Below are 24,444 nucleotides of genomic sequence, written 5' to 3'. Positions count from 1 at the left end.
GGCTTCCTCGTTACGTCGCTTCAGTGTTCCGGTCCCGGGTGGTGCCGGTGGCTACGGGAAGACCTTGCCGGGATCTGCTTCGGGAACACTGATGGTTTGCTGACGGGCGCCCGGGTACGGCCGCAGGGGCCGAGCGCCACGGCTCTGCGCAGCACGGGACCGCCGCCGCCGTCGGGGCCGCTGCCCTCGGTCGTATCGATCACCACCCAGTCCGCGAAGCGGTCCTGCAGCACCCGCGCCGCCCGTGCCGGCACCCCGGCGGGCTTCCGCCGTCCCTCCAGCAGCGCCGTCGTCATCGCGTCGAGCAGGTCCATCAGCTCGGCGTTGAGGGTGACTTCGGCCAGGTCGGGGCGGTGCCGGGGCGTTGTGGGGCCCGCGTCGGCGGGGCGCTCGGGCGCGCGCACGTCGGCGCCGGTGTGGAAGACGGCGAGCACGGAGGTGCCCGGCTCGCTGGGCGGCCGCAGCGCCGTCATCGTCACCCGCAGCGGCTCGCCCGCCCGCTGCGAGCCGTCCGGCGCCGGCAGCAGTCGCACCACCAGGCTGCGGTCGCCCTCCTTGCGCGCCACCGCCGCGACCTGCGAGCGGAAGGCCGCCCGGTCCTCGGGGGCCAGCGAAGCGGTCAGCGGGCGGCCCGCGGCGTACCCCGCGCGCATCCCGAACAGCCGGGTGCCCGCGAAGTTCAGCCGCCGCACCGCCCCGTCGGGGTCCAGCAGCGCCACCGCGAAGGGCATCCGCTGGAACAGCGCCCGCAGCAGCCGCTGTTCCTCCGTCGCCGAGCGGGAACCGGCGCCGTTGCTCCGCTCCCGCCGCTCGTACAGCGGCAGCAACACGTCCACGACATGCTGGAGTTCGAACAGAGCGGCGTCCAAAACGGTCAGCCGCTCGTCAGTGGGCAGTGCGCGCGCCGCGCGCAGCTCCTCGACGCGTTTGCGGAAGTCGGAGAGATCCGACGGTACGAACTCGGCCCCGGGCATGCCCACACGCTATCCGGCCGGACCCCGGCGCGTACCCCCGAGGGAGCGGGCAGCAGGGGCAGTCGGAGCGCGCCACGGGCGCCAGGCGACGGAAAACCGTCGTTTCCCCGCCGACCTGCGGGGAAGCCGAACCAGTACCCGGCCATGAAGGACTGGATCAGGACGACCCGAAGAAGGCCCGAAGGGACTGAACGTACCGATGTCGACCCTGACCCCTTTCACCGACGCCACCCCGGCCGCGTCGGAGAGCTCCTCCGCCCGCAGCCTGACCCACCTCGCCGAACAGGCCGCCTGGTGCACCCCCGACAGCTGCGGCGCCGCGGCGACGGTGACCGTCGATCCCGCGGAGCCGGGAGAGCCCGCACCGGGCGTGGCCGACACCCCGGCCGCGGTCACCCACCCCGACCTCTCGGAGCTGGTCAGCGTCCAGTGGGAGTCGGGCGAGGGACCCATCCCCGCCGCCCTGGACAGCGGCTGCACCACCGCCGCCGCCGACCTGCTCCACGAGGACCGCTGGCCGGCCTTCCGCGCCAAGGCCCTGGAGGCGGGCGTGCGTTCGTGCACCACCCTGCCCTACCGCAGGGACGGCATCGCGCTCACCATCACCGTCTACGGGTTCCGCCCCGGCCTGACGGTGGAGAAGGGCTGCACCACCACCGACGTGCTGGGCGAGCTGGCCGCCACGGGCCTGGCCCGCGAGCGCCGCTACCGCGAGGCGCTGGTCGAGATGGACCATCTGGACACCGCCCTGCGCACCCGCCCCGTCGTCGACCAGGCCTGCGGCATCCTCATGTACGTCCTGGGCTGCGACGCGGACAGCGCCTTCGACGCGCTGCGCCGCCTGTCCCAGCGCAGCAACCGCAAGCTCTCCGAGCTGGCCGCCGCCCTGGTACGCACCCGCGGCCACGGCCTGGAGGCGGAGCTGCGCAGCCTGGGCACCGGCGGCGACGACGCACGGCGGGCCCCCGCAGGGCCCGGGCAGGAGGGCACCGCGCCCGGCTGCGGCAAACGCCGCAGCCTCGGCGAGAGGTGACGTGTCGCCCCGCCCCCGCACCCCCGCGATCTGCAAAGGTGGTCGCGGCCCGCACTCATGTGATGGGCCCACGATTGCCCTGCCGTGGCGCGGAGTGTGGAGGTACGGATGCAGCGGACCGCCCCGGACCCGGACCCCGCCCTGGAACCGGACCCGCCGGCCGGGCTGCCGGTCCTCGCCGAACTCGCCGCGCAGCTGACGGCCGCCGCCGGGCGCACCGACCCCGAGCCGCCCGGCGGCGCGCCCGCGCTGCGCACCGCCGCCTGTACGTACTGGGAGCGCCGGGGCCTGTGGACCTCCCCGGACCGGGTGCTGGCCGCGCCCGGAGCACCGGCCCTGCTGCTGGCCCTGATCGCCGCGACCGGCGGCGACGTGGTGCTGCCCCGCCCCTGCTCGCAGTGGTACGCGCCGCAGGCGCGCCTGCTGGGGCGCACCGTGCACCACGCGCCCGTATCCGCCGAATCGGGCGGTGCGCCGGACGCGTTCGCGCTGCTGGAGACCGTGCGCCGGGCCCGGATCAACGGCGGTGAGCCGCGGGTGCTGGTGCTGTCGGTGGCCGACGACCCCACCGGGACCTGCCCGCCGCCCGAGCAACTGCACGAGGTGTGCGAGGCGGCGGCGGGGGAGGGATTGTGGGTCATCAGCGACGAGACCCGGCGCGACCTGCTGCACGACCCGCACGACACCGTCGTCCTCAGCCCCGCCGAGATGCTGCCCGGCAGCGTCGTGGTCCTCACCGATCTGCGGGCCACCCTCGTGCCCGCCTCCTGGCCCGCCGCCCTGGCCCGCTTTCCCGCGACCGGCGACGGCGCCCGGCTGCGCGAGGCGGTCCTGTCCGTACTGGCCGCGCTGCGCACCCCGCTGCCCGGGCCGCTGTCCGCCGCCGTCACCCACGCCCTGGGCGAACCCGAGCCCGTCCGCAGACGCACGGCGGCGGCCGCCCGGGTGCACGGCGCGCTCGCCGCGGGCCTCTACCGCACCCTCGCCGCGGCCGGCGCCTTCTGCCGGCCGCCGCACGCGGGCAGCCACCTGTACGCCGACCTCGACCCGCTGCGCCGCCCGCTGGCCGCCCGCGGCATCACCGATTCCGCCGCCCTGGAGCGCGAGTTGACGCCCTGGGCGGCGCGCGGCGGCCACCGCTTCGGCGACGGCGGGTCCACCCTGCGCGTGCGGCTGAGCACCGAGGCGCTGCTCGGCGCGGACACCGCCCAGCGCCAGGCGGTGCTGGACGCCCCCGACCCGCTGGGCCTGCCGCACGTCGCGGGCGCGCTGGCCGGGCTGTCCGCCGCGCTGACCGCGCTCGCCGACGGACCCGCGCCCCCCTCCTGACACCCCGAACCGCTGCCCTGCCGCCCGTCCTCCCGTCACCTCCCGGCTGGATGAGCCCTCTTGAGGCTCTGTCACGCCGCCGCATCCGCCGAACCGGCGCCGGTCCCGCCTGGCGCTGCCGCCTCGCCGTGTCCACCGAATGGAGCCCCTCGATGACCGAACAGACCGAGCGTTCCCTCACCGAGTCACTCCCGTACGCCGAGAACCGCCCGCTGCCCGAGCCGCACCTGCTCCCCCCGCCCCGCCCCCTGGGGGAAACGCGCACCTGGCCACGGGACTTCACCGACCGCCTCACCGCCCCGCTCCCCGGCGTGCGCGCGCTGGCCCGGATCGCCCGCGAGGGCAAGCTGCGCCCGGCCCCCGAGGCGCTCCTGGAGATCCCGCAGCTGCCCTTCGAGCCGGGCCCGCTGCCCGTCGCCGACGCCACCACCCTCGCCATCACCTGGGCGGGGCACGCCAGTTGGGTGATCCGCATCGGCGGACTGACCGTGCTGACCGACCCCGTGTGGTCCCGCAAGATCCTGGGCACCCCGCCCCGGGTCACGCCGGTGGGGGTGCGCTGGGAGGACCTGCCCGCCATCGACGCCGTCGTCATCAGCCACAACCACTACGACCACCTGGACGCCCCCACCCTCAAGCGGCTGCCCCGCGACACCCCGCTCTTCCTCCCGGCGGGCCTGGCGCGCTGGGCCCGGCGCCGCCGCTTCACCCGCGTCACGGACCTGGACTGGTGGGAGGCGGCCGAACTGCCCGGCCCCGGCGGCCCGGTCCGCTTCGACTTCGTCCCCGCCCACCACTGGAGCAAGCGCACCCTGACCGACACCTGCCGTTCCCTGTGGGGCGGTTGGGTGATCGGCGCGCCCGACGGCCGCCGGGTGTACTTCGCGGGCGACACCGGTTACGGCCACTGGTTCGAGGAGATCGGCCACCGCTTCCCCGGCCTCGACCTGGCCCTGCTGCCCATCGGTGCCTACGACCCCCGCTGGATGCTGCGCCCGGTGCACACCGACCCCGAAGAGGCCGTACGCGCCTGCCAGGACCTGGGCGCCCGCGCCATGGCGCCCATGCACTTCTCGACCTTCCTGCTCTCCGCCGAGCCCCCCCTGGACCCGCTGCGCCGGGTCCGCGCCGCCTGGGAGGCCACCGGGCGCCCGCGCGCGGAGCTGTGGGACCTGCCGGTGGGATCCTCGCGGGTGCTCGCCCCGGCCTGAGGGCCTGCGTCTGAGCCTCCGTCAGCCGAAAGTTCTCCGGCGCCGGCCCTTCGGGGCCGGCGCTTGTGCTGTCGAAAACATGCGGTCGGTGCGGAGTGTCCGTTCTCGTACCACATGGGCCAATTCCCCCGCAGGGCAACGGAATTGAACCCCCACGATGGGTGACTCAGTGTGACGTCGCGTTACTCCACGTGTCCGGCTGGAAAGCCTCCGAGCGGATCCGCTCCACCGCGCGCGCTCACCCGACTCACCACTGCCGGAAGGGCCTGCCATGCAGCGCACTCACCGTATCCTCGCCGCCCTCGCCACCTGCGCCCTGCTCATCGTGGGCGCCCTCGTCCTGGCCGCACCCGCCGAGGCCGCGGGCACCGGTGTCGGGGTGGGGGCCGGCGCCGGGGGAGGCGTCGGCCTCGACCTCTCCGTCGGCTTGAATCTCGTCCTCGGCCTGGCCGCGGGTATCGGGCTGTAGCGGGCGCGTCACTCCGCCGGCCCCGGGCGAGGCCGCCGCGCCCACCGCCAGACGGTGGGCGCGGCGCTGACGAGCAGCGTCAGCGCGACCACGGCCGCCACGCCCTCCCACGGCCTGCGGAACAGCGAGCCGCCCGCGATCCCGATGAGCTGGTACGTCGCCGCCCACGCCAGGCAGGCCGGTACGTCCCCACGGGCGAACTGCCGCATCGGCATCCGCGCGAGCAGACACGCCAGCATCACCGGGATCCGCCCGGCCGGCACCAGCCGGGACAGCACCAGGACCAGCACACCGTGCTCGCGCAGCCGGGTCTGCGCCTGCTCCAGGCGCTCCGGCGCCGCCCGGTCCCGCAGCCGGGTCAGCCAGCGCGAGCCGTTCCTGGAGCGCACCCCGCGCCGCCCGAGCCAGTACAGCCCGATGTCGCCGAGGAAGGCAGCCGCCGCCGCGACGCCGAAGACCGCCACCAGCGCCCAGGGCGCGGTCTGGTGAAAGGCCACCACCGCTGCCGAGCCGACCACCGCCCCCGTCGGCACCACCGGCACCAAAGACCCCAGCACCACCAGCAGGAACAGCGACGGATAGCCGACCGCCTGCTGGGTGGACTCCGGAGGGACGCTGCGGGCCAGCTCCGCGATCACCGCGCGGTCTCCAGCCGTACGGACTCGCCGTGGCCCAGCCGGTGCACCCGCACCCGCGGCGCCAGCAGCCCGGCCTGGCGTACGAACTCCTCACCCGGGGCGTGGAATTCGTGCGGCCGCACCGCGTCCATGCCGATCGGCCAGTACGTCCCGTAGTGCACCGGCACCGCGCAGCGCGGTGCCAGCCGGGCGGCGGCCTCGGCGGCCCGGTGCGCGTCCAGATGCCCGCGCCCGAGGAAGGGCCCCCAGCCGCCCACCGGCAGCAGCGCCACATCGCACGGGCCGACCTCCCGGGCCATCGCGTCGAACAGGCCGGTGTCCCCGGCGAAGTACGTGGTGGCCCGGCCGCGCACCACATAGCCCAGCGCGGGCGAGCGCTGCGGCCCGTACGGCAGCCGCCGCCCGTCGTGCGCGGCGCGCACCGCCCGTACGGTCACCTCGCCCACCGCCACTTCCTCACCGGGCCCGACCTCCGTGACGCGCAGCGCGCGGGCCGCGGCCACCCGCCGCAGCCCCGGCACCGCGGCCCCGGCGCCGCGCGGCACCACCAGCCGGGTCCCCGGCGCGAGCCGCGCCAGGGAGGCCGGGTGCAGATGGTCGGCGTGCAGATGCGAGACCAGGACGGCGTCGGCGCGGGCGGCGAGCGGCGGCGGCAGGGCGCCACGGCGCCGCCGCAGATGCGCCAGGCGCCCCACGAACAGCGGATCGGTCAGGATGCGCACCCCCGAGTCCTGGACCGTGACGGTGGCGTGCCCCCACCAGGTGACCTCCACCGACACCGGGGACCTCCGTCGTGCGCGCTCGTGCGGGACGTACGCCTTCGAGCGTAGTTCACGGGGACAGAGCGCGGACGAGCGACAAAACGGCGGCCCCGGACCGCAGCCCACCCGACCCGTCCGGCGGAGCCGCCGCCCGTCCGACCCGTCCGGCGGAGCCGAAAAGGGGCGCGGGACCGTGTCGCTATGCGGCTTCGCCGCGTGGGCGCGACCGGCCCCCACCGGCCCGCGGATGCAGGACCGCCCCCCCGGCAGGCCGCCGGACCTGTCAATGCCCGCCGCTCGCCCGAAAGCCCCGCGGCACAAGCCGCACAGCCAACACGGTCGCCGCGGCGATGATCGCCGCGGTGACAATCGCCGCGGTGACGAAGGCCGTCGTGGTCAGCGCCTCGTCGAACGCGGATGGTGGCGTCCATGGCCACCAGCAGCAGGCCGCCTCGTGCCCGGTTCGGCCAGGGTCGTCCCCCGTAACGCACCTCGGATGGCCAGATCACAGGCGGGACAGCACCTTCCGCAGCGTCGCGTTGAACTCCTCGGGGACCTCCTGGTGCGGCATATGGCCCGAGGCCGGGAAGTCGTGGAACTCGCCGCGCGGGGCCAGCCCGGCCAGGGTGCGGGAGACCTCGACGGGGACCGCGGTGTCCAGGCGGCCGTGCAGGAAGACGGCGGGGACGGCCAGTTCGCCGATGAAGGCGCGCGGGTCCCGGGCCATGGCGTCGGGGTGCAGCGCGTCGATGAAGACGCCGGAGTCGAGGATCTGACGCACGGTCCAGGCGGGCAGCGCGGGGCCCACGGCGGGTCCGAACCAGTCGGCGACCCACTCGGTGACGGCCGTGGCGCGGTCCGTACGCAGCGCCTTGAGCAGGCCGGTCAGCACCTCCGCCATGCCCTCGCACGGCCAGTACCCGGGCCCGTCCACGGACACCACCGCGCCGATGCGCTCCGGAGCGCGCCGGGCGGCCTCCAGGGAGAAGACGGCGCCCATCGAACTGCCCACCAGAACGGGGGAGTTCAGCTCCAGGGTGTCGACGAGGGCGAGCAGGTCGGCGACGTTGTCGGGGATGGTGTTGCCGGTGGCGGGGTGGTCCGAGCGCCCGCAGCCGCGGGTGTCCACGGTGATCACGCGGTGGTCCCGGGCGAACTCCGCCTGCTGGGCGCCCCATACGCGCCCGCTGGTGCCGAAGCCGTGCAGCAGGACCAGCGGCCGGCCGCTGCCGTGGTCCTCGTAGAACAGCCGGGTGCCGTTGACGGTCGCGTAGGCCATGGGGGTCTCCCAACTCATGAAGGGCGCAGCGTGCCTTGTGGGCTCTGCGGGGTGCGGACCCAGTCCATCGCGTGGTGCGGCCGCGACCAAGAAGCGGTCGGCGAAGGCGTCGATCACGATCGGTGATGGACGGCGGCGAGCACCGCCCGCGCCGCGTGCGGGTGGGACACGGGCGATGTCAGTGGCCTGTGTCAGGCTGGACGACATGCCCGAAGAGGGCGGAAACGCGAGGTGCAAGCGGAGTGCGGCGGCCCGGCTGGAAGAGCGTGAGCAAGGCCCTGCTGCGGGTCATCGCGGTCTGGGCGGTCTCCTCCCTGACGCTGCTCGCGCTCGCCGCGGTGCTGCCCGACGTCAGCCTCCAGTCCCAGGACGGCGAGAGCCTGACGCGCACGGCGATCACCGCCGCGTCCGGCGCCGGCGCCTTCGGGCTGCTCAGCGCCCTGGTCTGGCCGCTGCTGGTGCGCGCCCTGCTGCTGGTGCCCGCCCTGGTCCTGGGCCTGCTGGTGTTCTTCCTCAACGGCTCGCTGCTGCTGATCGCCCTGGACCTGATCCCCGAAGGGGGCGGCAGGGCCGCCCCGGAGACCGCCGTGATCGTGGCGGCCGTGATGTCGGCGACCTCCTCGGCCACCTCCGCCTTCCTGGCCGTACGCGACGACGAGGCCTACCAACGACGGCTGGTGCGGCTGGCGGGCCGCCGCGCGGGCGCCGCCCGGCCCGCCGCGGGATCGCCCGGCACCCTCTTCCTCCAGCTGGACGGCCTGGGCCACGACGTGCTGCGCGAGGCCACCAGCGGTGAGAATCCCCTGATGGCGACCCTCGCGCGGTGGCTGCGCGAGACCCACCGGCTCAGCCCGTGGCGCACCGACTGGTCCAGCCAGACCGGCGCCAGCCAGCTGGGCATCCTGCACGGCACCAACCACGACCTGCCCGCCTTCCGGTGGTACGAGAAGGAGACCGGGCGGCTGATCGTCAGCAACCACCCCACCGGCGCCGCCGAGCTGGAGCGCCGCGCCGTCGCGCGCACCGGGCACGGCGGGCTGCTCGCCGCCGACGGCGCCAGCCGCGGCAACCTCTTCAGCGGCGGCGCCGACCAGCTCGCGCTGGTGATGTCGGTGGCCGCCCGGCGCGGCCGCCACAACCGCTCCAGGGCCGGCTACTTCGCGTACTTCTCCGACCCGGCCAACGCCACCCGCACCGCCGTCTCCTTCGCCGCCGAAGTGCTGCGGGAGATGGGCCAGTCGCTGCGCGCGCGGCTGCGGCGGGAGAGACCGCGGGTCAAGCGGGGCGGTCTGTACCCCCTGCTGCGCGCCTTCGCGACGGTGGTCGAGCGGGACGTGGTGGCCGCCGCCGTCATCGGCGACCTCCTGGCGGGCCGCGGCGCCGTTTACGCCGACCTGGTCGCCTACGACGAGGTGGCGCACCACTCCGGGCCGCGGCACCGCGACACCCACCAGGTGCTGCGCCGCCTGGACCGGGCCATCGGGATGATCGCCAGAGCCGCCGCGTACGCCCCGCGCCCGTACCGCATCGTGCTGCTGTCCGACCACGGCCAGAGCCCGGGCGCGACGTTCCGCGACCGCTTCGGCCTGACCCTGGGGGATCTCGTGCGCGCCGGCTGCGGGCTGCCCGTGCCGCGCCGCGCCGGGCGCAGCCCCAGCGGAGCCGAGGCCCGCGAGGCGGCCCGCGCCGCGCTGCACCGCCCCGAGGGGGGCGACGGCTGCGGCCCCTCGGAGCCGGTCGTGCTGGCCTCGGGGAATCTGGGGCTGGTGTCCTTCCCGGACCTGCCGGGACGCAGCACGCGTGAGCAGATCGAGCACCGCCATCCCGCGCTGCTGCGCACCCTGGCCGACCACCAGGGCATCGGGTTCCTGCTGGTGCGCTCGCGCGAGCACGGCGCGGTGGTGCTGGGGGCGGGCGGCGCCGAGCGCCACCTGGACACCGGCCGGATTCTCGGCGAGGACCCGCTGGCGCCCTTCGGCCCGGGCGCCGCCGACGCCGTCCGCCGCAGCGACGGCTTCCCGCACGCCGCCGACATCATGGTCAACTCCCGCTACGACCCGGCGACGGGCGAGGTGCACGCCTTCGAGGAGCAGATCGGCTCGCACGGCGGGCTGGGCGGCGAGCAGAGCCGCCCGTTCCTGATGTGGCCCGCCCGGCTCACACCCCCGGCCGCCGACGGCGAGGTGCTCACCGGCGCCGAGGCGGTGCACGGCGTGCTGCGGCGCTGGCTGGAGCAGGCGGACGGGCCGCAGATACCGCTCGGCGGGAACGAGCGGGCCCCGGCGACAGCCGAGAGGGCTCCGGCGACAGCTAAGGACGAACTACGGCAGGTAGCGGGCAACTCCGAAGCATTTTCGATCACGGACCGCGCCGGGCAGGACAAAAACCTTTGATTTGGTGCAGCGTGCCGGGTCGAAGAGCATATGCAGTCGCTCGGCACCACCGAGTGGTCAGCACGACGAGAGGCCCAACCGCGCCATGCACGACCGGCACACCCGCCGTTTTGGTCTGGGGACCGCAACCTGCCTAGTGATGGGCAACATCATCGGCGGCGGAATCTTCCTGCTGCCGGCCTCGGTCGCCCCCTACGGGACCGTCAGCCTGGTCGCCTTCGGCGTCCTGACCATCGGCGCCATCGCGCTGGCCCTGGTCTTCGGACGGCTCGCCGAGCGCCACCCGGACACCGGCGGCCCCTATGTCTACGCCCGCGAGGCCTTCGGCGACTTCGCCGGATTCCTCTCGGCCTGGTCGTACTGGACCATGAGCTGGGTCAGCAACGCCGCGCTGGCGGTGGCCGCCGTGGGCTACTTCCACGTGCTCTTCCCCGGTACGGAGACCAAGGGCATCGAACTGGCCGTGGCGCTGGCCGCGCTGTGGCTCCCGGCCGTCGCCAACTTCGCCGGCACCCGCTACGTCGGCGCCGTCCAGCTCATCGCCACGGTCCTGAAGTTCGTACCGCTGCTCTTCATCGCGATCGTCGGCCTGTTCTTCTTCGACCCCGACAACCTCGGCTCCTTCGACGCGGGCGGCAACGGCTCGCTCGGCGGGCTCTCGGCCGCCGCGGCCATCCTGCTCTACAGCTACGTCGGCGTGGAGTCCGCGGCGATGAGCGCGGGCGAGGTCCGCAACCCCGAGCGCAACGTCGGCCGGGCCACCCTCCTCGGCGTCATCGGCGCCGCCGTGGTCTACCTGCTGGGCACCCTCTCGGTGTTCGGCACCGTCCCCCACGACAAGCTCGTCGACTCCAAGGCGCCCTTCTCCGACGCGGTCAACGCCATGTTCGGCGGCCAGTGGGGCGGCACCCTGATCGCCGCCGCCGCGGTGATCTCCATCCTCGGCGCGCTCAACGGCTGGACGCTGATGAGCGCCCAGGCCCCGTACGCCGCCGCCAAGGACGGCCTGTTCCCCGCCGCCTTCCTCAAGAAGCAGCGCGGTGTGCCGACCTTCGGCGTGCTGGCGGCAGCGGTCCTGGCCAGCGCCCTGACGCTGATCAACTACCTGATCGGCGCGGGCGGCGTCTTCGAGATCCTGGTCCTGATCACGACCTTCTCCGCCACCGTCCCCTACCTCCTCGCGGCCGGCGCGCAGGTCTACTTCCTGCTCACCGGGCAGCGCGACAAGGTCCGCCCGGGCCGCTTCGTACGGGACCTGGTGCTCGCCCTGGTCGCCTTCGGCTTCACCTTCTGGCTGGTCGCGGGCGCCGGTTACGCCGCCATCTACCAGGGCGTGCTGTTCCTCTTCGCGGGCATCCTGGTCTACGCCTGGATGGCGGCCCGGCGCACGGGCCGCCAGGGCGCGGCGGGGTCCGGCGATCAGGCGGTGACGCCGCCGTCCACCACCAGCTCGGTGCCGACGGCGAACGCCGCCGCGTCGGACGCCAAGTAGAGCACCGCCGCCGCGATCTCCGCGGGCTGCGCCGAGCGGCCCGCGGGGACCTCCCGCTTCATCCGCTCGGCCTTTTCCTGCTCGCTCTCGCCCGGCAGCGTCGACATCGGGGTGTCGACCTTGCCGGGCGAGACCGCGTTGATGCGCACGCCGTCCTCGATGTGGTCCAGCGCGGCGTTACGGGTCAGGGCGCTCAGACCGGCCTTGGCGGCGATGTACGCGCTGATGCCGGGGCGGCGCAGATGCGCGCCCAGGTTGGCCACGATGTTGACGATGGCGCCGCCGCCGTTGGCGCGCATGTGGGCGATCTCGTGCTTCATCGAGAGGAACGCGCCGGTCAGGTTGGAGTCCAGGGCCCGCCGCCAGTTCTCCTCGCTGATGTCCGCGGTCGGCGCGGGCGGTACGAACACCCCGACGTTGTTGACCGCCACGTCCAGAGCGCCGAACCGCCGTACCGTCTCCTGCACCAGATGCGCCACGTCCTCGTCGCGGGTCACATCGGCGGTGACGGCCGCGCCCCGGCCGCCCTGCTTCTCGATCAGGGCGACGGTCTCCTCCAGCGGTCGCGACGTGCGGCCCGCCACCACGACGGCGGCGCCCTCGGCGGCGAAGGCCAGGGCTATGGCCCGGCCGATGCCGGTGCCGCCGCCGGTGACCAGCACGGTCCGGCCGGTGAAGCGGGCGGCGGAGTGGAAGGTGTCTGCAGTCATGAGGAAACCCCTTATTGAGAACGAACGGTCTTGAATAAAGGCATGGGTATGGACGCGGGCCGGGGTGCCTCGTGGACCCGGGGTGTGCGGGGCGCGTCCGCGGGCTCAGTCCAGCAGGGTCAGTGCCTGCTCCGCCGCCTCGCGCAGCCGCCCCGGCTCCTGCCCGGACTTGCCCATCAGGCGCAGCCCCTGCATCAGTACCAGCAGCATCCGCGCCAGCGCCCGCGGATCGCGGTCGGCGGCCAGCTCGCCCTGGGCGCGCGCCCGGGTCAGCGCGGAGGTCAGCCCCGTCTCCAGGACGGCCCAGCTCGCCTCGACCCGGACGGCCGCCGCGCGGTCGTGCGCGGCCAGCTCCGCCGCCGTATTGGTGATGAAGCAGCCGCGCCCCAGGTCGTCCGCGGCCGCCTCCTCGGCGAACCGCCTGACCAGCCCCCGTACGGCGGGCAGCGCGGGCCCCGGCTGGGACAGCTCCTCGATCAGCCCCGGGTCCGACAGGCGGCTGTAGCGCTCCAGCGCCTTGAGGTACAGCTCGTGCTTGCTGCCGAAGGTGGCGTAGATGCTGGCCCTGGCGATCCCGAGGTGCTCGACGAGATCGGCCATCGACGTCGCCTCGTAGCCGCGCCGCCAGAACAGCTCGAGAGCCGCCTGCAGGGCGGCCTCCGGATCGAATCCCTTGGTCCGTGCCATGCCCCGACCCTAGGCTTTTCGAGACCGATCGGTCAATAACTTTCGGCGGTGCCGGACTCCCGCACCGCCAGACCGTCCTGGCGCAGCAGCCCCACCAGCAGCTCCGCGGCGCACACCGCCGCGTCACCGCAGCAGTTGTTCAGCAGCACATGGACCTCGGCGCTGTGCCGGGCCAGCGCCCGGATGCGGGGGACCCAGCCCGCCAGCTCCGCCGCCCGGTAGCGGTGCCGGAAGCGGTCCTCCTTGCTGCCCGAGCCCCAGGACCGGCTGCGGCCGTGCAGCCGTACGTACGCGAGCTGTGGCGAGGTGGCGACGGCGACCGGCGGCAGCGCGCCGGGCACGTCCTGCGCGGTGTCGACGGCCGTCAGCGGCAGCCGGCAGGACCGCAGCAGGTCCAGGGTCCGCCCCAGCCGCGGCTCAAGGAGCCAGGACGGATGCCGGAACTCCACGGCCACCGGCAGTCCCGCCACCAGCGCGCGGCAGCGCGCGACCCGCTCCTCGGCCCACGCGCCCGCGGCGAACCACGGCGGGAACTGGAAGAGCACCGCGCCCAGCCGCCCGGCCTCGGCCAGCGGCCGGACCCCCTGCGCGAAGCGCCGCCCCAACTCCCGCACCACACCCGGGTCCAGGGCGTGCCCGGACCGCCGCGCCCCGTCCGCCGGCCGCAGATCGGCCGGCAGTGCCTTGGCCGCCACGCTGTGGCCGGTCAGCGCCGCGAACGCCTTGACGTCGAAGACGAAGCCGTCGGGGGTGCGCCGGGCCCACTGCCGCGCCCGGTCCGCGCTCGGCAGCCCGTAGTACGTCGAGTCGACCTCCACGAGGAAAAAGCGCGAGGCGTAGTGCCGCAGCAGCCCCTCCGCGCTCCGCGCCCCGGGCGGGTACCAGCCGCTGGTCACCAGCGCGCGGTCCGTCCATGAGCAGGTGCCCACCAGGATGTCTCCCATGGCGCGCTGCTACCCGCCGCCGCCGTCCCCACGCGGCGCCGCTCAGCGCTCCCGCCCGCCCCGGCCCCGGTGGCGCAGCGGTTCGCCGGCCTCGTGGAGGTGGCGCAGCGCCTCGCCCCAGGACGCCGCGAGGCTCGTCTCGTGGTACGGGATGCCGAGCCGGGCGCAGTGGTCGCGCACGATCGGCCGCGCGCGGCGCAGGTGCGGGGTGGGCATGTTCGGGAACAGGTGGTGCTCGATCTGGTAGTTGAGGCCGCCCAGCGCCAGATCGGTGAACCGGCCGCCGCGCACATTGCGGGAGGTGAGCACCTGGCGCCGCAGGAAGTCCGGGCGCTCGGTGCCGGTCAGCGTCGGCATGCCCTTGTGGTTGGGGGCGAAGATGGAGCCCAGATAGACGCCGAACAGGGCCTGGTGGACGAAGAGGAACGCCAGCGCCTTGCCGGGCGGCAGGACCACGAACAGCGCGCCCAGGTAGAGGGCGAAGTGCGCCAGCAGCAGGCCGCCTTCCAGGCCCTTGCGCTTGAGGGTGGGGGAGCGCAGCGCCCGTACGCCCGAGACATGGAGGTTGAAGCCCTCCAGGGTCAGCAGCGGGAAGAAGAGCCACGCCTGATGGCGGCCGATGAAGGCGGGTACACCGCGGGCCGCGCGGGCCTGCTGCCGCGACCAGACCAGGATGTCCGGCGCGACGTCCGGGTCGAGCTCCTCGTGGTTGGGGTTGGCGTGGTGGCGGGTGTGCTTGGTCATCCACCAGCCGTACGACATGCCGATGCCCAGATTGCCGTACAGCCGGCCGCCGATCTCGCTGGGACGGCGCGCCGAGAACACCTGACGGTGCGCCAGATCATGGGCCACCAGCGCCACTTGGCCGAAGACCACGGCCAGGAACGCGGCCACCGCCAGCTGCCACCAGGAGTCGCCCAGCGCCGCGAACGCCCACCAGCCACCGGCGAAGGCGCCCGCCACCAGGGAGAGCCGCACCGCGTAGTAGCCCGGTCTGCGGGCCAGCAGCCCCTCCTGGGAGATGCGGCGCGAGAGCCGCGCGAAGTCGCTGCCGGGTCCGCCGTCCGGGGCGGCGGTGGCAGGGGGCGGCTGGATGCTGGTTGTCATACCCGAGAGTCTTCTGGCGCGCTCGGTGCGCCGACAGCCGGTGAACCCCCGTCCTCCCCGGGGGCTGTCCTCCCCGTACGCAGGGGGGCTGGATACACCTGCCGCCCCCGGCCAACGCCATTACCTGCGGCGTAATCGACGCCCCCGCTCCGCCCCGGCAGGGTGGAGCCACCGGCGCTCGGGCCGGCGCACTCCGGCCCGAGCCTCGGCCCTGACCAGCAGTTGCCCGACCGGAGGCCGCCATGAACCCGTACGAGTCCGCCGTCGCCCGCTACTTCGAGGCCTGGAACACCACCGACTCCCCGGCGCTGGCCAAGGTCGTCGCCGCGGCCTTCACCGAGGACGCCACCTACACCGACCCGCTCGCCGACGTCGCCGGGCACCTGCGGCTCGCGGCCGCGATCGAAGGGGCCCAACGGCAGTTCCCCGGCCACGAGTTCACCGCTTCGGGCTCCGTCGACGGGCACCATCGCACCGCCCGCTTCTCCTGGGAGCTGGTCTGCGCCGCCGACGGCTCGGCGCCGGTCGCCGGATTCGACGTCATCACCCTGGCCGAGGACGGCCGCATCTCCTCCGTACTGGGCTTCCTGGACCGGCTGCCCGCCGCCTAGCCGGCCCCGCCCTCAGGCGCCCGGCCCGCGCAGGAAGGCGGCCGTCTCCGCGTCGGCCGGCAGGAAGGTCTCCAGGGCCAGTTCGGAGACGGTCACGTCCATGGGGGTGTTGAAGGTGGCGATGGTGGAGGTGAAGGACAGCACCCGCCCGCGGTGCTCGATCATCATCGGCAGCGCGAACGGCACCGGCCCGCCCGAGTCGGCCGCCACCTCCCGCCCGCCCTCGGGCAGCGGATAGGCGGCCAGCTCCTCGCACAGCGCCCGCAGCGGCGCCGAGCGCAACGTCGCCAACTGCCGCTCGGCCTGGGCGAGGAGGTGCCCGCGCCACTCCAGGAAGTTACGGATGCGCGGCGCCAGGCCCTGCGGGTGGAAGGTGATGCGCAGGGCGTTCATCGGCGGCCGCAATAGCTCCTCGGCGACGCCCTCCAGCAGCATCTCGATCCCGGCGTTGGCGGCCAGCACGGTGTACGTCGCGTCCATCACCAGCGCGGGGAAGGGCTCGTACGCCGTCAGCAGGCGCTGCATCCCGGCCCGCAGCGTCTCCATGGCCGGGTCGTCCAGCGGCGTCTCGGGGTACTGCGGCGCGTAACCGGCCGCGATCAGCAGGGCGTTGCGCTCCCGTACGGGCACCTGGAGGTGATCGGCCAGCCGCAGCAGCATGTCCTGGCTGGGCCGCGCCCGGCCGGTCTCGATGAAGCTGATGTGCCGGGCGGAGGACTCGGCGCGCAGCGCCAGTTCCAGCTGGCTGATGCGGCGCCGGTCCCGCCACTCGCGCAGCAGCGCCCCCACGCCCGCCGTCCGTTGCCCCGTCTCCGGTATGGCCGCAGCACTCGTCATGCGCCGACGGTAACCGACGCCCCCTCGCACCCGGATACCGACCGCGGCCGGCCACGGCCGCGCGGCCGGCCGCCGGGCGCTTCTGACGGATCTCCGCGCCTAGGGCCGCTGCACCGGAAAGTCCTTCGCCAGCTCGGGCGTGCGCAGCTTCGTCCAGGCCCAGTTGAACAGGTCGGGCAGGGCCTTGCGCCAGGCGCGGTAGTCGTGCCGCCCCTCGGGCTGCACCACCAGCTCCACGTCCGCGCCCGCCTCCAGCAGCGCGCGCTGGAAGAGCGGGCTCTGCTTCCAGGTGTAGTCGTCCTTCGAACCGGCCACCAGGTAGAAGGCGGTGTCCTTGGGCACGGGCTTGTTGCGGGCCCACCACAGCGGGGAGTTCTCGCGCTTGGCGCGCTCGTCGCCCTTGAAGAGGTCGCCGGTGTACTTGTCCTCCACGGCGGTGAAATAGCCGCTCAGGGAGGCCGCGGCCCCGTATTTGCCGGGGTGGCGCAGGGCCAGGTTGACCGCGGCGTAGCCGCCGACCGAGAAGCCGGCCAGCCCCCAGTGCCTGCCGCGCGGCTGGACGCGGAACAGCCGCTCCACGGTCGCCGCGACATCGTCGGCAAGATACGTTTCCGCACGCTCCCCGCGCACCGCGTCCACGCCCTCCGTGGAGCGCCAGCGCGAGCCGTTGCCGTCCGGGAAGACCAGCACCATCGGCCCGGTTCCCCCGGCGGTGAGCGCGCGGTCGTAGCGCCGGTCGGTCTTGAGCGTCTCCAGGAAGTCCTCGGGCTCGCCCGGCATGCCGTGCACCAGCTCCAGTACGGGGAAGCGGGTGCCGGCATAGGCGGGGTCGAAGTACTGGGGCGGGAGGTAGACGTAGGCGGTGCGGTCCTTGACGCCGCTGCGCGTGCCGGGCACCGGCAGCTGGGCCAGCACCCCTTCCTGCGCCGAGCCCCGCGCGGCCCGCTCCAGGGCGGTGCGCACCTGGTCGGGGCCGTCGGCCGCGCGCAGTGCGACGGGGTCGCGCAGCCCGGAGCCGACCAGGTCGCCGAAGGTCTCGGCGTAGCCGAAGTGCCGGTTGACGAAGCCGGCCGTCACCAGCAGCACCCCGCACAGCGCCAGCACGCCGCACAGCAGCCGCCACCTGCCCTTCGTACGGAAGAGCGCGATCAGCGGCAGCAGGGCCAGGGCGCAGAGCACGACGAGGAAGGGCACGCCTGTGATGTGCACCGCCCCGTCTCCTTCAGACCTCGCTGCCCCATCGGCATCGTTGGCCTCCATCGTCACACAGGGTGTCCCCCGAGGGGCAGGCAATGGTGGGCAGGAAAACGGGCCGGGCGGCCGCACGGGGGCCGGGCGGTCTCGTGCCCGCAGGTCAGCCCACGTCGAAGGCGTTGCGCAGGCCCAGCCGGTGCCGTATCGCGTCGTCCTTCTTGAGCAGCTCGAACTCGGGCGCCCGGTAGGGCTTGAGCACCGCGCAGCGCCCGGCGCCCGAGCCGGTCTCCTCCAGCAGGGCGTTCACCGCCTGCCGGGCGGAGGCGTTGGCGCCCTCCATCGTCGCCAGGTCGATGTCGACGGCGACGTAGTCCCCGGCCAGGAAGAGGTTGGGGATCGCGGTACGGGCGGCGGGCCGGTCGTACCAGGTGCCGGTGGGGTGGATCAGCAGCTGCTCGTCGTTGGTGGGGCGGGGGGTGCCCAGGCCGTCCACGGCCGGGTCCAGGAACCACGAGTGCAGCGTGGAGTCCCGCAGTACCGCGGCGCCGGTGTCGTTGAGCCCGGCCTTCAGCTGCGCCCACACCTCGCGTGCGACCTGCTCGCGGGTGCACTGCTTGGCGGTCTTCCCGTACAGGATGCCCGGCTTGTCCCATTCGGAGATGTCCACGGACAGGCAGTCGGCCACCGTCCCGTCGCCGTAGTCCGCCGGGAAGCTGCGGTTCTTCCAGTACTGGGCCTGCCCGACCGCGGTCAGTGACCAGGGGGAGTCGATGTGGTTGACGTGCCCGTGGATGACCGGTGTCGGCTCGGTCAGATAGAACTGGATGCCGGTCATCCAGTCCGTCGCCAGCCGGTCGCAGCGCGCCAGCTGGGGGTCGGCGGCCCGCAGCGCCGCGTTCCAGGTCCTGCGGGCGTGCTCCACCGGCATCGCCTGGACGAAGTGGTCCGCGGTGATCGCGGCCCGCTCGCCGCGCGGCCCGTCGGCCAGCGCCTCGGTGATCCGGCCGCCGGCCAGCTTCAGCTCCCGTACCGACCAGCCGATCTCGAAGCGCACGCCCAGGGAGCGCAGATACGCCACCCACGGGTCGATCCAGGCCTCGTTGGTCGGCAGGTTCAGCACCCGGTCCGGCTCGCCGTCCGCGCCCCGCCCCAGCAGGTTGAAGATGAACGCCTCGGCACAGCTGCCGACTGTCCGGGTGGAGGCGATCTCCGCCTTGGTGGCGACGATGTTGCGGGTCAGCCCGATGGCCAGCAGCCGCTGGTAGTTGGGCGACATCCGCTCGGCCCTGAGGTACTCCCACCACGGCGTGCGCTCCCACACCTGAAGGCGGCGCGCGTCGCAGCTGGTGAAGTAGACCAGGATGCGGTTGGCGAAGTACGCGATCTCGTGGGCGGGGGAGTGCGCGAAGGTCTCCAGCAGCCCGGTCAGCATCCGCAGGAACGCATCCGGCGTCAGCACGGGCGGCGGCTTGCCGATGGTGGAGAAGGGGATACGGATGTCCTCGCGCCCTCCGGTACGGGCCAGCATCACCTCCGTGGAGGCGACCAGGTTGTCGTGCACGCCGTTGGCGTTGCCGGGGAAGGGGATGCGCCGCAGGGTGTCGGGGAGGTTGTGGTAGATCCCCGGGATGAAGCGGAAGCCGTGCTCGCCCGGGAGCGGCCGGCGCCCGCCCCTCGCGCTGCCGGGGACGTCCATGCTGCGGGCCTTGCCGCCCAGACCGCCCGCCTTGCGCTCGTACACCGTCACCGCGAAGCCGCGCTCGGCCAGCTCGTGGGCGGCGGTCAGCCCGGCCACCCCGCCGCCCAGGACGGCCACGGTCGGCTTCCCGCTCCCCGCCCGCCGGCGCCCGGCCGCCACGGCCGGGGCGGCGCCCAGGGCGAGCGCCCCGCCCACCGCCGCCGCGCCGCCCACGAACGCGCGCCGGGTGCTGCCCGCACCACCGCGCCCGGCGTCCTCGCGTTGTCTCCCCGCCATGCTCAACCACCCACTACCGTAGGTAACAGCCGCGTCAGGCGCAGGAGCATAGAAGCGCCCCGGGCAGCCCGGAAGGCCACGGCAGGCCCGTGCGTACATTGGCGCGAAAGCGTCCTCGGCGGGCCGGGCCCGAGCTGGTGGAATCGAGGACACTGCCGCGTACGGCCCCTGGCGCGGGCGCACGGCTCCTGAGACACGAGAGGCGGAACGGTATGAGCGGCTTGGGTGCAGAGGCGGACCCCCTCACCGACAAGGAGATCGAGGACCGGCTGGCGGAGCTGCCGGGCTGGTCGGCGGCCGACAGCAGGCTGACCCGTACCTACACCTTCGAGCGGCACCTGGCGGCGGCCGTCATGGTCGTCCACGTCGCCCAGATCCAGGACGAGCTGGACCACCACTCCGATCTGCTGCTGGGCTACAACACCCTGACGCTGTCGGTGAACACCCACAGCGCGGGCGGCCGCATCACCGGGCTGGACTTCACTCTGGCGCGCCGCGTCGAGGAGATCGCTTCCGGTCACGGCGCCCGCTGACGGGCCGCTGGGCCGCGCGCGCCAGCTCGACGTTGAACTGCGCGCCGCTGAGCAGCGAGAGGTGGGAGAACCACAGCCAGATCAGGAAGACGACGGGCCCGGCCAGCGAGCCGTACAGCCGGTTGAACGTGCCGATGTAGGAGGCGTACGCGGCGAACCCCGCCGAGGCCACCAGCCACAGCAGCACCGCCAGCGCACCGCCGGGAGCCTGCTGCCGTACCCCGCGCGAGACGGGTGGGCCCGAGCGGTACAGCAGCAGGACCAGCACCGCCGCCACGAACACCAGCATGGGCCACTTCAGTACGTTCCAGGTGCCCTCCGCCGCAGCCCCCAGGCCCACCGCCCGCAGCACCGCGCGGGCCAGCGGCCCGCTCACCAGCAGGGCGACCGCGCTGCTGATCAGCAGCGCCATCAGGAGCAGCGCCGTGGCCATGATGCGGGGTGCCTTGTGCCACGGAGGGCGGTCGTCCTTGACCCGGTGCATGGCGTGCAGCGCGCGGCGGAACACCGCCAGATAGCTGCACGAGGACCACAGCGCGCTGACCGCGCCGCCGCCGACCAGCAGCCAGGCGGCGGTGCGCTGGTGGGCCATGCCGACCAGCGCCCGGCGCACCGTGTCGCCCGACTCGGCCGGCGCGATCGCGCTGATGTGGTTGATCAGGTCCTCGGTGGCGTGCGGGTCGGCGAGGCCGATCAGCGACACCGTGACGATCAGCGCGGGCAGCAGGGCGAGCACCGAGTAGTACGTCAGGCTCGCCGCCCAGTCGGTGACGTCGTCGTTCCAGATCGAGACCGGCGTGCGGCGCAGCGCCCTGCCGTAGTGGCGCAGCCTGCGCCGGGGCGCGCGGCCGGGCTCCGGTTTTCGTGGCTCGTGCTCGCTCCCGACCGTGTCGTGCACTGTGCTCTCCGGTGTTCTCGTGGTGTCTGACAGTCTGCGCGACCGCGCCGGCCGGTCGCGGGCTCAACGCTTCCCACCAGGCATGGAGTTCCGCGTGTCGGCCGCGCAGCGCACTTGACCCTCACACGATGTGAAGCCGTACGGTCTGCCGCATGAGCAGCCAGCAGTCGGCCCCGTCGGCCCCAGAAGTCAACAGCAACCCCTTCAACCTCCGTGTCATCGAGGAGTTCCGGTCCCACGGCGGCCGGGTCGGCGGTGACTTCGAGGGTGTCACCCTGCTGCTCCTGAGCACGCTGGGCGCACGCAGCAATCTGCCCCGCACCACTCCGCTCGTCTACCTCCCCGACGGCGACCGCCTGGTCGTCTTCGCCTCCAACGGCGGCGCGCCCACCGCCCCCGGCTGGTACCACAACGCGCTGGCCCACCCGGAAGAGGTGAGCGTGGAGGTCGGCACGGAGCGGTTCGCGGCGCGGGTGGAGCTGGTGGCGGAGGGCGAGCACGAGGAGCTCTGGCGCCGGCAGATCGCACGGGACGCGAACTTCGCGCAGTTCCGGGAGCGTACGGCCCGTACGATCCCCCTCGTCGCGCTGCACCGCCGCTAGGCCTGTCGTCGAAGACAGGCCCAGGACGCAGCGCGCGGAGCGGTCAGGCGAACGGCAGGCCCCGCCAGGGGGAGGCCGGGTCCTGGGTGAGGACGCGGTGGATGTGCAGGGCCTCGGTGTAGGCCGTGCCGAACCAGCCGTTGTCGAAGGCCAGCATCCGGCCCAGCGTGTAGCCCGCGGAGAACTCCTCCCACGAGGCGTACCTCTCGCGGGCCAGCGCGCCGGCCCGCAGCACCGCCTGTTCGGCCTCGGGCGGCGCGCAAAAACGCGCGCCCAGGCCCCAGCGCACGAGGTTGACGGCGTGGGCGAGGTCGAGGGCGAGCAGTGAGGTCACCGCCGCACTGCCGTCGGCGGGCAGCAGCCCGTCGGCGCGGAACCGCTCCTCGTACTTGGTGACCAGCTCGGGCACGTCGGGGGCGTCCGCGTCCGCGCCGGCCCGCGCGCGCAGCGCCGCCTCGGCCTCCGCGGGGACGAACTGGCCGCTGAGCAGCTGGTCCAGCCGCTGCTGCCAGCTGAGCGGGTCGCCCACCGACCACTGCTCGTGCAGGGTCTGGGCGTCAAAGGCGTAGTCCAGGAAGGCGCCGCCCAGCTCGTTCCACGGCACGCTGTGGTGCACCGCGATCGGCGCGCCGCACGCCAGGGCCTGGGCGAGCGGCCCGTGCAGCGGACCGCCGAGGTGGGTGGTCAGCAGACCGCCGGGGCGGATGCCGACGTGCGCGCGGATGCGGGCCCAGGCCGCCCGGTGCGGCGCCGAGGCGGGCAGCACGGCGGCGCACGGCGTCCCCGGATTGACCGTGAGCTTCCACTTGTCGTTCGGCCAGTCCTGCGCCAGGTCCTCCAGCGAGACGCGGTCGAAGAGCTGGTGGGGGTGCCAGGGCGGCAGCATGCCGCGGGTGAGGACGGGGATGCACTTGCCGCCGGCCGCCGGGTCGTCGTACACCGGCAGCGGGTCCTGGCCCTGGGGCGGCACCGCCAGATACAGGTCCTCGCCGGCCACCGCCGCGATCTGCCCCTCCACGTCGCCGCGTGCCGTCGCCTCGCACAGCCGCCGTTCCGTTTCGGTCGGCGGCATCCATCCCGCAGTAGCCACGCAGGAGACCTTACGGCGCGCGGCGCGGCGGACCGGCACCGGGGTGCGGGCGCACCGCCGCCACGCCGGACGCCGCCACCCATGGCGGAGGGGCGGCGGCGTCGGCGGTGCACGGCTGCCCCGAGGGGCTCACCGCGGCGGTATCTCTCACTCGGGCCGGGTCAGCCCCAGCGTGTAGGCGCCGGATCCGCTGTAGGCGTGCACCTGGTAGCGGTAGGTGCCGGCGGTCCCGTTGTAGGAGATCTCCTCGTCGGGTCCTGGGCTGGTGCTCTCGGCGACCGTGGACCACGTCGAGCCGTTCAGCTTCTGCAGATAGACGTCGAAGTCGACGCCGTCCGGGCCGTCCAGGCAGCCGATGTGGGTGCCGGAGCCGTCGGACTGGTAGCCGGTGCTGCTGGGCTGGTAGAGGCGCTGGTTGCTGCTGATGCTGCCGCTGAAGCGCTCCTGGGTGCTGTCGCAGCCGGTGGGCGGTTCGGTACCGCCCTCGGTGGTCAGCGTCAGCCCGTAGGTCTGCAGGATCTCGTTGACCGGCTGGTAGTACGTCGTACCGCCGGAGGAGCAGTTGCCGCTGCCGCCGGAGGTGACGCCCTGCGCCTGGTCGTTGGAGATGTAGGAGCCGCCGGAGTCACCGGGCTCGGCGCACACCGTCGTGCGCGTCACCCCGCTGACGGTGCCCTGCGGGTAGGTGACGCTGGTGTTGTGCTGCTGGATGGTGCCGCAGTGCCAGCCGGTGGTGGAGCCGGAGCGGCACACCGCGGCGCCGACGGCGGCCTGGGTGGAGCCGCGCACGATCACGTTCTGTCCGCCGGGGCCCTTGACCCAGGGCCTGGGCGTCCAGTCGCTGTTGGTGGCCACCCACGCGTAGTCGTTGCCGGGGAAGGAGGAGCCCTGGAAGGTGCCCTGGGCCACCCGGTTGTAGCCGGTGGTGGTGGCGCCCTGGCGGCCGCAGTGCCCGGCGGTCACAAAGCCGCCCTGGGTGCCGCGGGTCACCGAGAAGCCCACCGAGCAGCGGCTGCCGCTGCCGATGTAGTAGGCGTCGCCGCCCCGGATGTCGTACAACTGCCGGGGTTTCTCCGCCGACTTCACGATCCGTACGAGGTCGCGGTCCACGCCGCTCGCGGAGACCAGGGCCGTGGCCCTGGCGGGCTGCGCGGCGCGCACGACGACGCGGTTGGCTCGCACGTCGACGTACCACACGGGCGCCGCGTCCACGGTCCGCACGGTGCGTGCGGCGCGGTCCAGGGCGTCCTTGGCGGCGGTCAGTTCGGCCAGGCTGTGCTCGGCCAGCCGGGCCTGGGCGCCGGCCGCCCGGGCCGCGCGCACGCCGTCCGCGTCGGTCGCCGCCACGACCAGGCGCGAGGTGTCACCGGTGAACCACGCCCCGGCGAAGCGGGTCGCCAGGTCCTTGCGCAGGGAGTCGGCCACCAGCCCGCCGGCGGCCTCGTTCGCCACGCGGGTACGGGCCTGGTCGGCGGTGATGCCCAGGTCTCTGGCGAGTGCGCTCAGCACGCCGGAGGGGACCTGGGGAGCGGGGGCGGAGGGGGCCGGGGGAGGAGCGGCGGAGGCGGGGAACGACGCGAGGCCGAGAGCGGTGAAGGCGGCGGTACACGCGGCCCACACGGCATGTCTTCGCAGCATGTCGTCTCTCCTGAGGGGAGTCGGATTGGCGTCAACGTA

General features: G+C 74.0%; 23 protein-coding genes. 9 read left to right on the top strand and 14 right to left on the bottom strand.

The window, feature by feature from the left end; all coding sequences use genetic code 11:
* Positions 1 to 20: 20 nt before the first annotated feature.
* Positions 21 to 974: a PAS domain-containing protein gene (locus AC4IJH_RS14600; RefSeq protein WP_490852091.1), complete on the bottom strand. Its 954-nt coding sequence runs from the start codon at positions 972 to 974 to the stop codon at positions 21 to 23.
* A gap of 199 nt (positions 975 to 1,173) precedes the next feature.
* Between AC4IJH_RS14600 and AC4IJH_RS14595 the strand changes: the two genes are divergently transcribed.
* The 4 genes from AC4IJH_RS14595 (at position 1,174) to AC4IJH_RS14580 (ending at position 5,016) form a co-directional block, all read left to right on the top strand.
* Entirely contained in the window at positions 1,174 to 2,007 is an 834-nt protein-coding gene (locus tag AC4IJH_RS14595; RefSeq protein WP_490852090.1) for an ANTAR domain-containing response regulator, read from the top strand.
* A gap of 108 nt (positions 2,008 to 2,115) precedes the next feature.
* Complete coding sequence (locus tag AC4IJH_RS14590; RefSeq protein WP_490852089.1) at positions 2,116 to 3,336, top strand: aminotransferase class I/II-fold pyridoxal phosphate-dependent enzyme; 1,221 nt, start codon at positions 2,116 to 2,118, stop codon at positions 3,334 to 3,336.
* A 152-nt stretch (positions 3,337 to 3,488) separates the two neighbouring features.
* Positions 3,489 to 4,547: an MBL fold metallo-hydrolase gene (locus tag AC4IJH_RS14585; protein ID WP_490852088.1), complete on the top strand. Its 1,059-nt coding sequence runs from the start codon at positions 3,489 to 3,491 to the stop codon at positions 4,545 to 4,547.
* A 271-nt stretch (positions 4,548 to 4,818) separates the two neighbouring features.
* Positions 4,819 to 5,016 carry a hypothetical protein gene (locus tag AC4IJH_RS14580; RefSeq protein WP_490852087.1) on the top strand — a complete coding sequence of 66 codons (198 nt, stop codon included), beginning with the start codon at positions 4,819 to 4,821 and terminating at the stop codon, positions 5,014 to 5,016.
* A gap of 8 nt (positions 5,017 to 5,024) precedes the next feature.
* Here AC4IJH_RS14580 and AC4IJH_RS14575 read toward each other — a convergent pair whose 3' ends face one another.
* From AC4IJH_RS14575 to AC4IJH_RS14565, 3 genes are all read right to left on the bottom strand, one after another.
* Positions 5,025 to 5,654, bottom strand: coding sequence for a DedA family protein (locus AC4IJH_RS14575; RefSeq protein WP_490852086.1), 630 nt, complete (start codon positions 5,652 to 5,654; stop codon positions 5,025 to 5,027).
* On the bottom strand, positions 5,651 to 6,433 hold the full coding sequence (locus AC4IJH_RS14570) for an MBL fold metallo-hydrolase (RefSeq protein WP_490852085.1): 783 nt from the start codon (positions 6,431 to 6,433) through the stop codon (positions 5,651 to 5,653). Before AC4IJH_RS14570 ends, AC4IJH_RS14575 begins: the two co-directional genes overlap by 4 nt.
* A gap of 487 nt (positions 6,434 to 6,920) precedes the next feature.
* Complete coding sequence (locus AC4IJH_RS14565; RefSeq protein ID WP_490852084.1) at positions 6,921 to 7,694, bottom strand: alpha/beta fold hydrolase; 774 nt, start codon at positions 7,692 to 7,694, stop codon at positions 6,921 to 6,923.
* Between the two features lie 266 nt (positions 7,695 to 7,960).
* Here AC4IJH_RS14565 and AC4IJH_RS14560 point away from each other — a divergent pair, with 266 nt between their 5' ends.
* Together AC4IJH_RS14560 and AC4IJH_RS14555 are read left to right on the top strand one after the other, a co-directional pair.
* Complete coding sequence (locus tag AC4IJH_RS14560; RefSeq protein ID WP_490852083.1) at positions 7,961 to 10,087, top strand: phage holin family protein; 2,127 nt, start codon at positions 7,961 to 7,963, stop codon at positions 10,085 to 10,087.
* Between the two features lie 85 nt (positions 10,088 to 10,172).
* A complete protein-coding gene (locus tag AC4IJH_RS14555; protein ID WP_490852082.1) occupies positions 10,173 to 11,579 on the top strand; it encodes an amino acid permease in 1,407 nt (468 codons plus the stop codon).
* Here the strand turns inward: AC4IJH_RS14555 and AC4IJH_RS14550 are convergent.
* From AC4IJH_RS14550 to AC4IJH_RS14535, 4 genes are all read right to left on the bottom strand, one after another.
* Positions 11,507 to 12,289 carry an SDR family NAD(P)-dependent oxidoreductase gene (locus tag AC4IJH_RS14550; protein ID WP_490852081.1) on the bottom strand — a complete coding sequence of 261 codons (783 nt, stop codon included), beginning with the start codon at positions 12,287 to 12,289 and terminating at the stop codon, positions 11,507 to 11,509. The genes AC4IJH_RS14555 and AC4IJH_RS14550 overlap by 73 nt on opposite strands.
* A 105-nt stretch (positions 12,290 to 12,394) precedes the next feature.
* Complete coding sequence (locus AC4IJH_RS14545; protein ID WP_490852080.1) at positions 12,395 to 12,976, bottom strand: TetR/AcrR family transcriptional regulator; 582 nt, start codon at positions 12,974 to 12,976, stop codon at positions 12,395 to 12,397.
* Between the two features lie 32 nt (positions 12,977 to 13,008).
* The gene (locus AC4IJH_RS14540) at positions 13,009 to 13,920 is read right to left on the bottom strand and encodes a DUF72 domain-containing protein (RefSeq protein ID WP_490852079.1); all 912 of its coding nucleotides are present in this window, start codon (positions 13,918 to 13,920) and stop codon (positions 13,009 to 13,011) included.
* A 42-nt stretch (positions 13,921 to 13,962) separates the two neighbouring features.
* On the bottom strand, positions 13,963 to 15,027 hold the full coding sequence (locus tag AC4IJH_RS14535) for a fatty acid desaturase family protein (protein ID WP_490852078.1): 1,065 nt from the start codon (positions 15,025 to 15,027) through the stop codon (positions 13,963 to 13,965).
* A gap of 242 nt (positions 15,028 to 15,269) precedes the next feature.
* On the opposite strand from AC4IJH_RS14535, the gene AC4IJH_RS14530 reads away from it, so the two are divergent.
* The gene (locus tag AC4IJH_RS14530) at positions 15,270 to 15,638 is read left to right on the top strand and encodes a nuclear transport factor 2 family protein (RefSeq protein ID WP_490852077.1); all 369 of its coding nucleotides are present in this window, start codon (positions 15,270 to 15,272) and stop codon (positions 15,636 to 15,638) included.
* Positions 15,639 to 15,650: 12 nt separating this feature from the next.
* Here the strand turns inward: AC4IJH_RS14530 and AC4IJH_RS14525 are convergent, their stop codons facing one another.
* From AC4IJH_RS14525 to AC4IJH_RS14515, 3 genes are all read right to left on the bottom strand, one after another.
* Positions 15,651 to 16,475, bottom strand: coding sequence for a helix-turn-helix domain-containing protein (locus AC4IJH_RS14525; protein WP_490852076.1), 825 nt, complete (start codon positions 16,473 to 16,475; stop codon positions 15,651 to 15,653).
* 99 nt (positions 16,476 to 16,574) lie between these two features.
* Complete coding sequence (locus tag AC4IJH_RS14520) at positions 16,575 to 17,684, bottom strand: alpha/beta hydrolase (protein ID WP_490852075.1); 1,110 nt, start codon at positions 17,682 to 17,684, stop codon at positions 16,575 to 16,577.
* Between the two features lie 145 nt (positions 17,685 to 17,829).
* Positions 17,830 to 19,644, bottom strand: coding sequence for a hydroxysqualene dehydroxylase (locus AC4IJH_RS14515; RefSeq protein WP_490852074.1), 1,815 nt, complete (start codon positions 19,642 to 19,644; stop codon positions 17,830 to 17,832).
* 212 nt (positions 19,645 to 19,856) lie between these two features.
* Between AC4IJH_RS14515 and AC4IJH_RS14510 the strand changes: the two genes are divergently transcribed.
* A complete protein-coding gene (locus AC4IJH_RS14510) occupies positions 19,857 to 20,177 on the top strand; it encodes a 4a-hydroxytetrahydrobiopterin dehydratase (RefSeq protein WP_490852073.1) in 321 nt (106 codons plus the stop codon).
* On the opposite strand, the gene AC4IJH_RS14505 is transcribed toward AC4IJH_RS14510, so the two are convergent.
* Positions 20,125 to 21,075, bottom strand: coding sequence for a YihY/virulence factor BrkB family protein (locus AC4IJH_RS14505; protein ID WP_490852072.1), 951 nt, complete (start codon positions 21,073 to 21,075; stop codon positions 20,125 to 20,127). The genes AC4IJH_RS14510 and AC4IJH_RS14505 overlap by 53 nt on opposite strands.
* A gap of 152 nt (positions 21,076 to 21,227) precedes the next feature.
* Here AC4IJH_RS14505 and AC4IJH_RS14500 point away from each other — a divergent pair, with 152 nt between their 5' ends.
* On the top strand, positions 21,228 to 21,677 hold the full coding sequence (locus AC4IJH_RS14500) for a nitroreductase/quinone reductase family protein (RefSeq protein WP_490852071.1): 450 nt from the start codon (positions 21,228 to 21,230) through the stop codon (positions 21,675 to 21,677).
* 43 nt (positions 21,678 to 21,720) lie between these two features.
* On the opposite strand, the gene AC4IJH_RS14495 is transcribed toward AC4IJH_RS14500, so the two are convergent.
* Positions 21,721 to 22,767 carry a DUF1266 domain-containing protein gene (locus AC4IJH_RS14495; protein WP_490852070.1) on the bottom strand — a complete coding sequence of 349 codons (1,047 nt, stop codon included), beginning with the start codon at positions 22,765 to 22,767 and terminating at the stop codon, positions 21,721 to 21,723.
* A 147-nt stretch (positions 22,768 to 22,914) separates the two neighbouring features.
* A complete protein-coding gene (locus AC4IJH_RS14490; protein WP_490852069.1) occupies positions 22,915 to 24,405 on the bottom strand; it encodes a S1 family peptidase in 1,491 nt (496 codons plus the stop codon).
* Between the last annotated feature and the right edge of the window lie 39 nt (positions 24,406 to 24,444).

It is taken from the genome of Streptomyces sp. UF-297, from assembly GCF_058245575.1.
This window is presented reverse-complemented; position numbering and strand designations above follow the sequence as displayed.

What these genes read in the sequence shown, in the direction of transcription:
- AC4IJH_RS14600 (WP_490852091.1), bottom strand. Translation starts at nt 974, where the DNA reads ATGCCCGGGGCCGAGTTCGTACCGTCGGATCTCTCCGACTTCCGCAAA.
- AC4IJH_RS14595 (WP_490852090.1), top strand. Translation starts at nt 1,174, where the DNA reads ATGTCGACCCTGACCCCTTTCACCGACGCCACCCCGGCCGCGTCGGAG.
- AC4IJH_RS14590 (WP_490852089.1), top strand. Translation starts at nt 2,116, where the DNA reads ATGCAGCGGACCGCCCCGGACCCGGACCCCGCCCTGGAACCGGACCCG.
- AC4IJH_RS14585 (WP_490852088.1), top strand. Translation starts at nt 3,489, where the DNA reads ATGACCGAACAGACCGAGCGTTCCCTCACCGAGTCACTCCCGTACGCC.
- AC4IJH_RS14580 (WP_490852087.1), top strand. Translation starts at nt 4,819, where the DNA reads ATGCAGCGCACTCACCGTATCCTCGCCGCCCTCGCCACCTGCGCCCTG.
- AC4IJH_RS14565 (WP_490852084.1), bottom strand. Translation starts at nt 7,694, where the DNA reads ATGGCCTACGCGACCGTCAACGGCACCCGGCTGTTCTACGAGGACCAC.
- AC4IJH_RS14555 (WP_490852082.1), top strand. Translation starts at nt 10,173, where the DNA reads ATGCACGACCGGCACACCCGCCGTTTTGGTCTGGGGACCGCAACCTGC.
- AC4IJH_RS14550 (WP_490852081.1), bottom strand. Translation starts at nt 12,289, where the DNA reads ATGACTGCAGACACCTTCCACTCCGCCGCCCGCTTCACCGGCCGGACC.
- AC4IJH_RS14545 (WP_490852080.1), bottom strand. Translation starts at nt 12,976, where the DNA reads ATGGCACGGACCAAGGGATTCGATCCGGAGGCCGCCCTGCAGGCGGCT.
- AC4IJH_RS14540 (WP_490852079.1), bottom strand. Translation starts at nt 13,920, where the DNA reads ATGGGAGACATCCTGGTGGGCACCTGCTCATGGACGGACCGCGCGCTG.
- AC4IJH_RS14535 (WP_490852078.1), bottom strand. Translation starts at nt 15,027, where the DNA reads ATGACAACCAGCATCCAGCCGCCCCCTGCCACCGCCGCCCCGGACGGC.
- AC4IJH_RS14530 (WP_490852077.1), top strand. Translation starts at nt 15,270, where the DNA reads ATGAACCCGTACGAGTCCGCCGTCGCCCGCTACTTCGAGGCCTGGAAC.
- AC4IJH_RS14525 (WP_490852076.1), bottom strand. Translation starts at nt 16,475, where the DNA reads ATGACGAGTGCTGCGGCCATACCGGAGACGGGGCAACGGACGGCGGGC.
- AC4IJH_RS14515 (WP_490852074.1), bottom strand. Translation starts at nt 19,644, where the DNA reads ATGGCGGGGAGACAACGCGAGGACGCCGGGCGCGGTGGTGCGGGCAGC.
- AC4IJH_RS14510 (WP_490852073.1), top strand. Translation starts at nt 19,857, where the DNA reads ATGAGCGGCTTGGGTGCAGAGGCGGACCCCCTCACCGACAAGGAGATC.
- AC4IJH_RS14500 (WP_490852071.1), top strand. Translation starts at nt 21,228, where the DNA reads ATGAGCAGCCAGCAGTCGGCCCCGTCGGCCCCAGAAGTCAACAGCAAC.
- AC4IJH_RS14490 (WP_490852069.1), bottom strand. Translation starts at nt 24,405, where the DNA reads ATGCTGCGAAGACATGCCGTGTGGGCCGCGTGTACCGCCGCCTTCACC.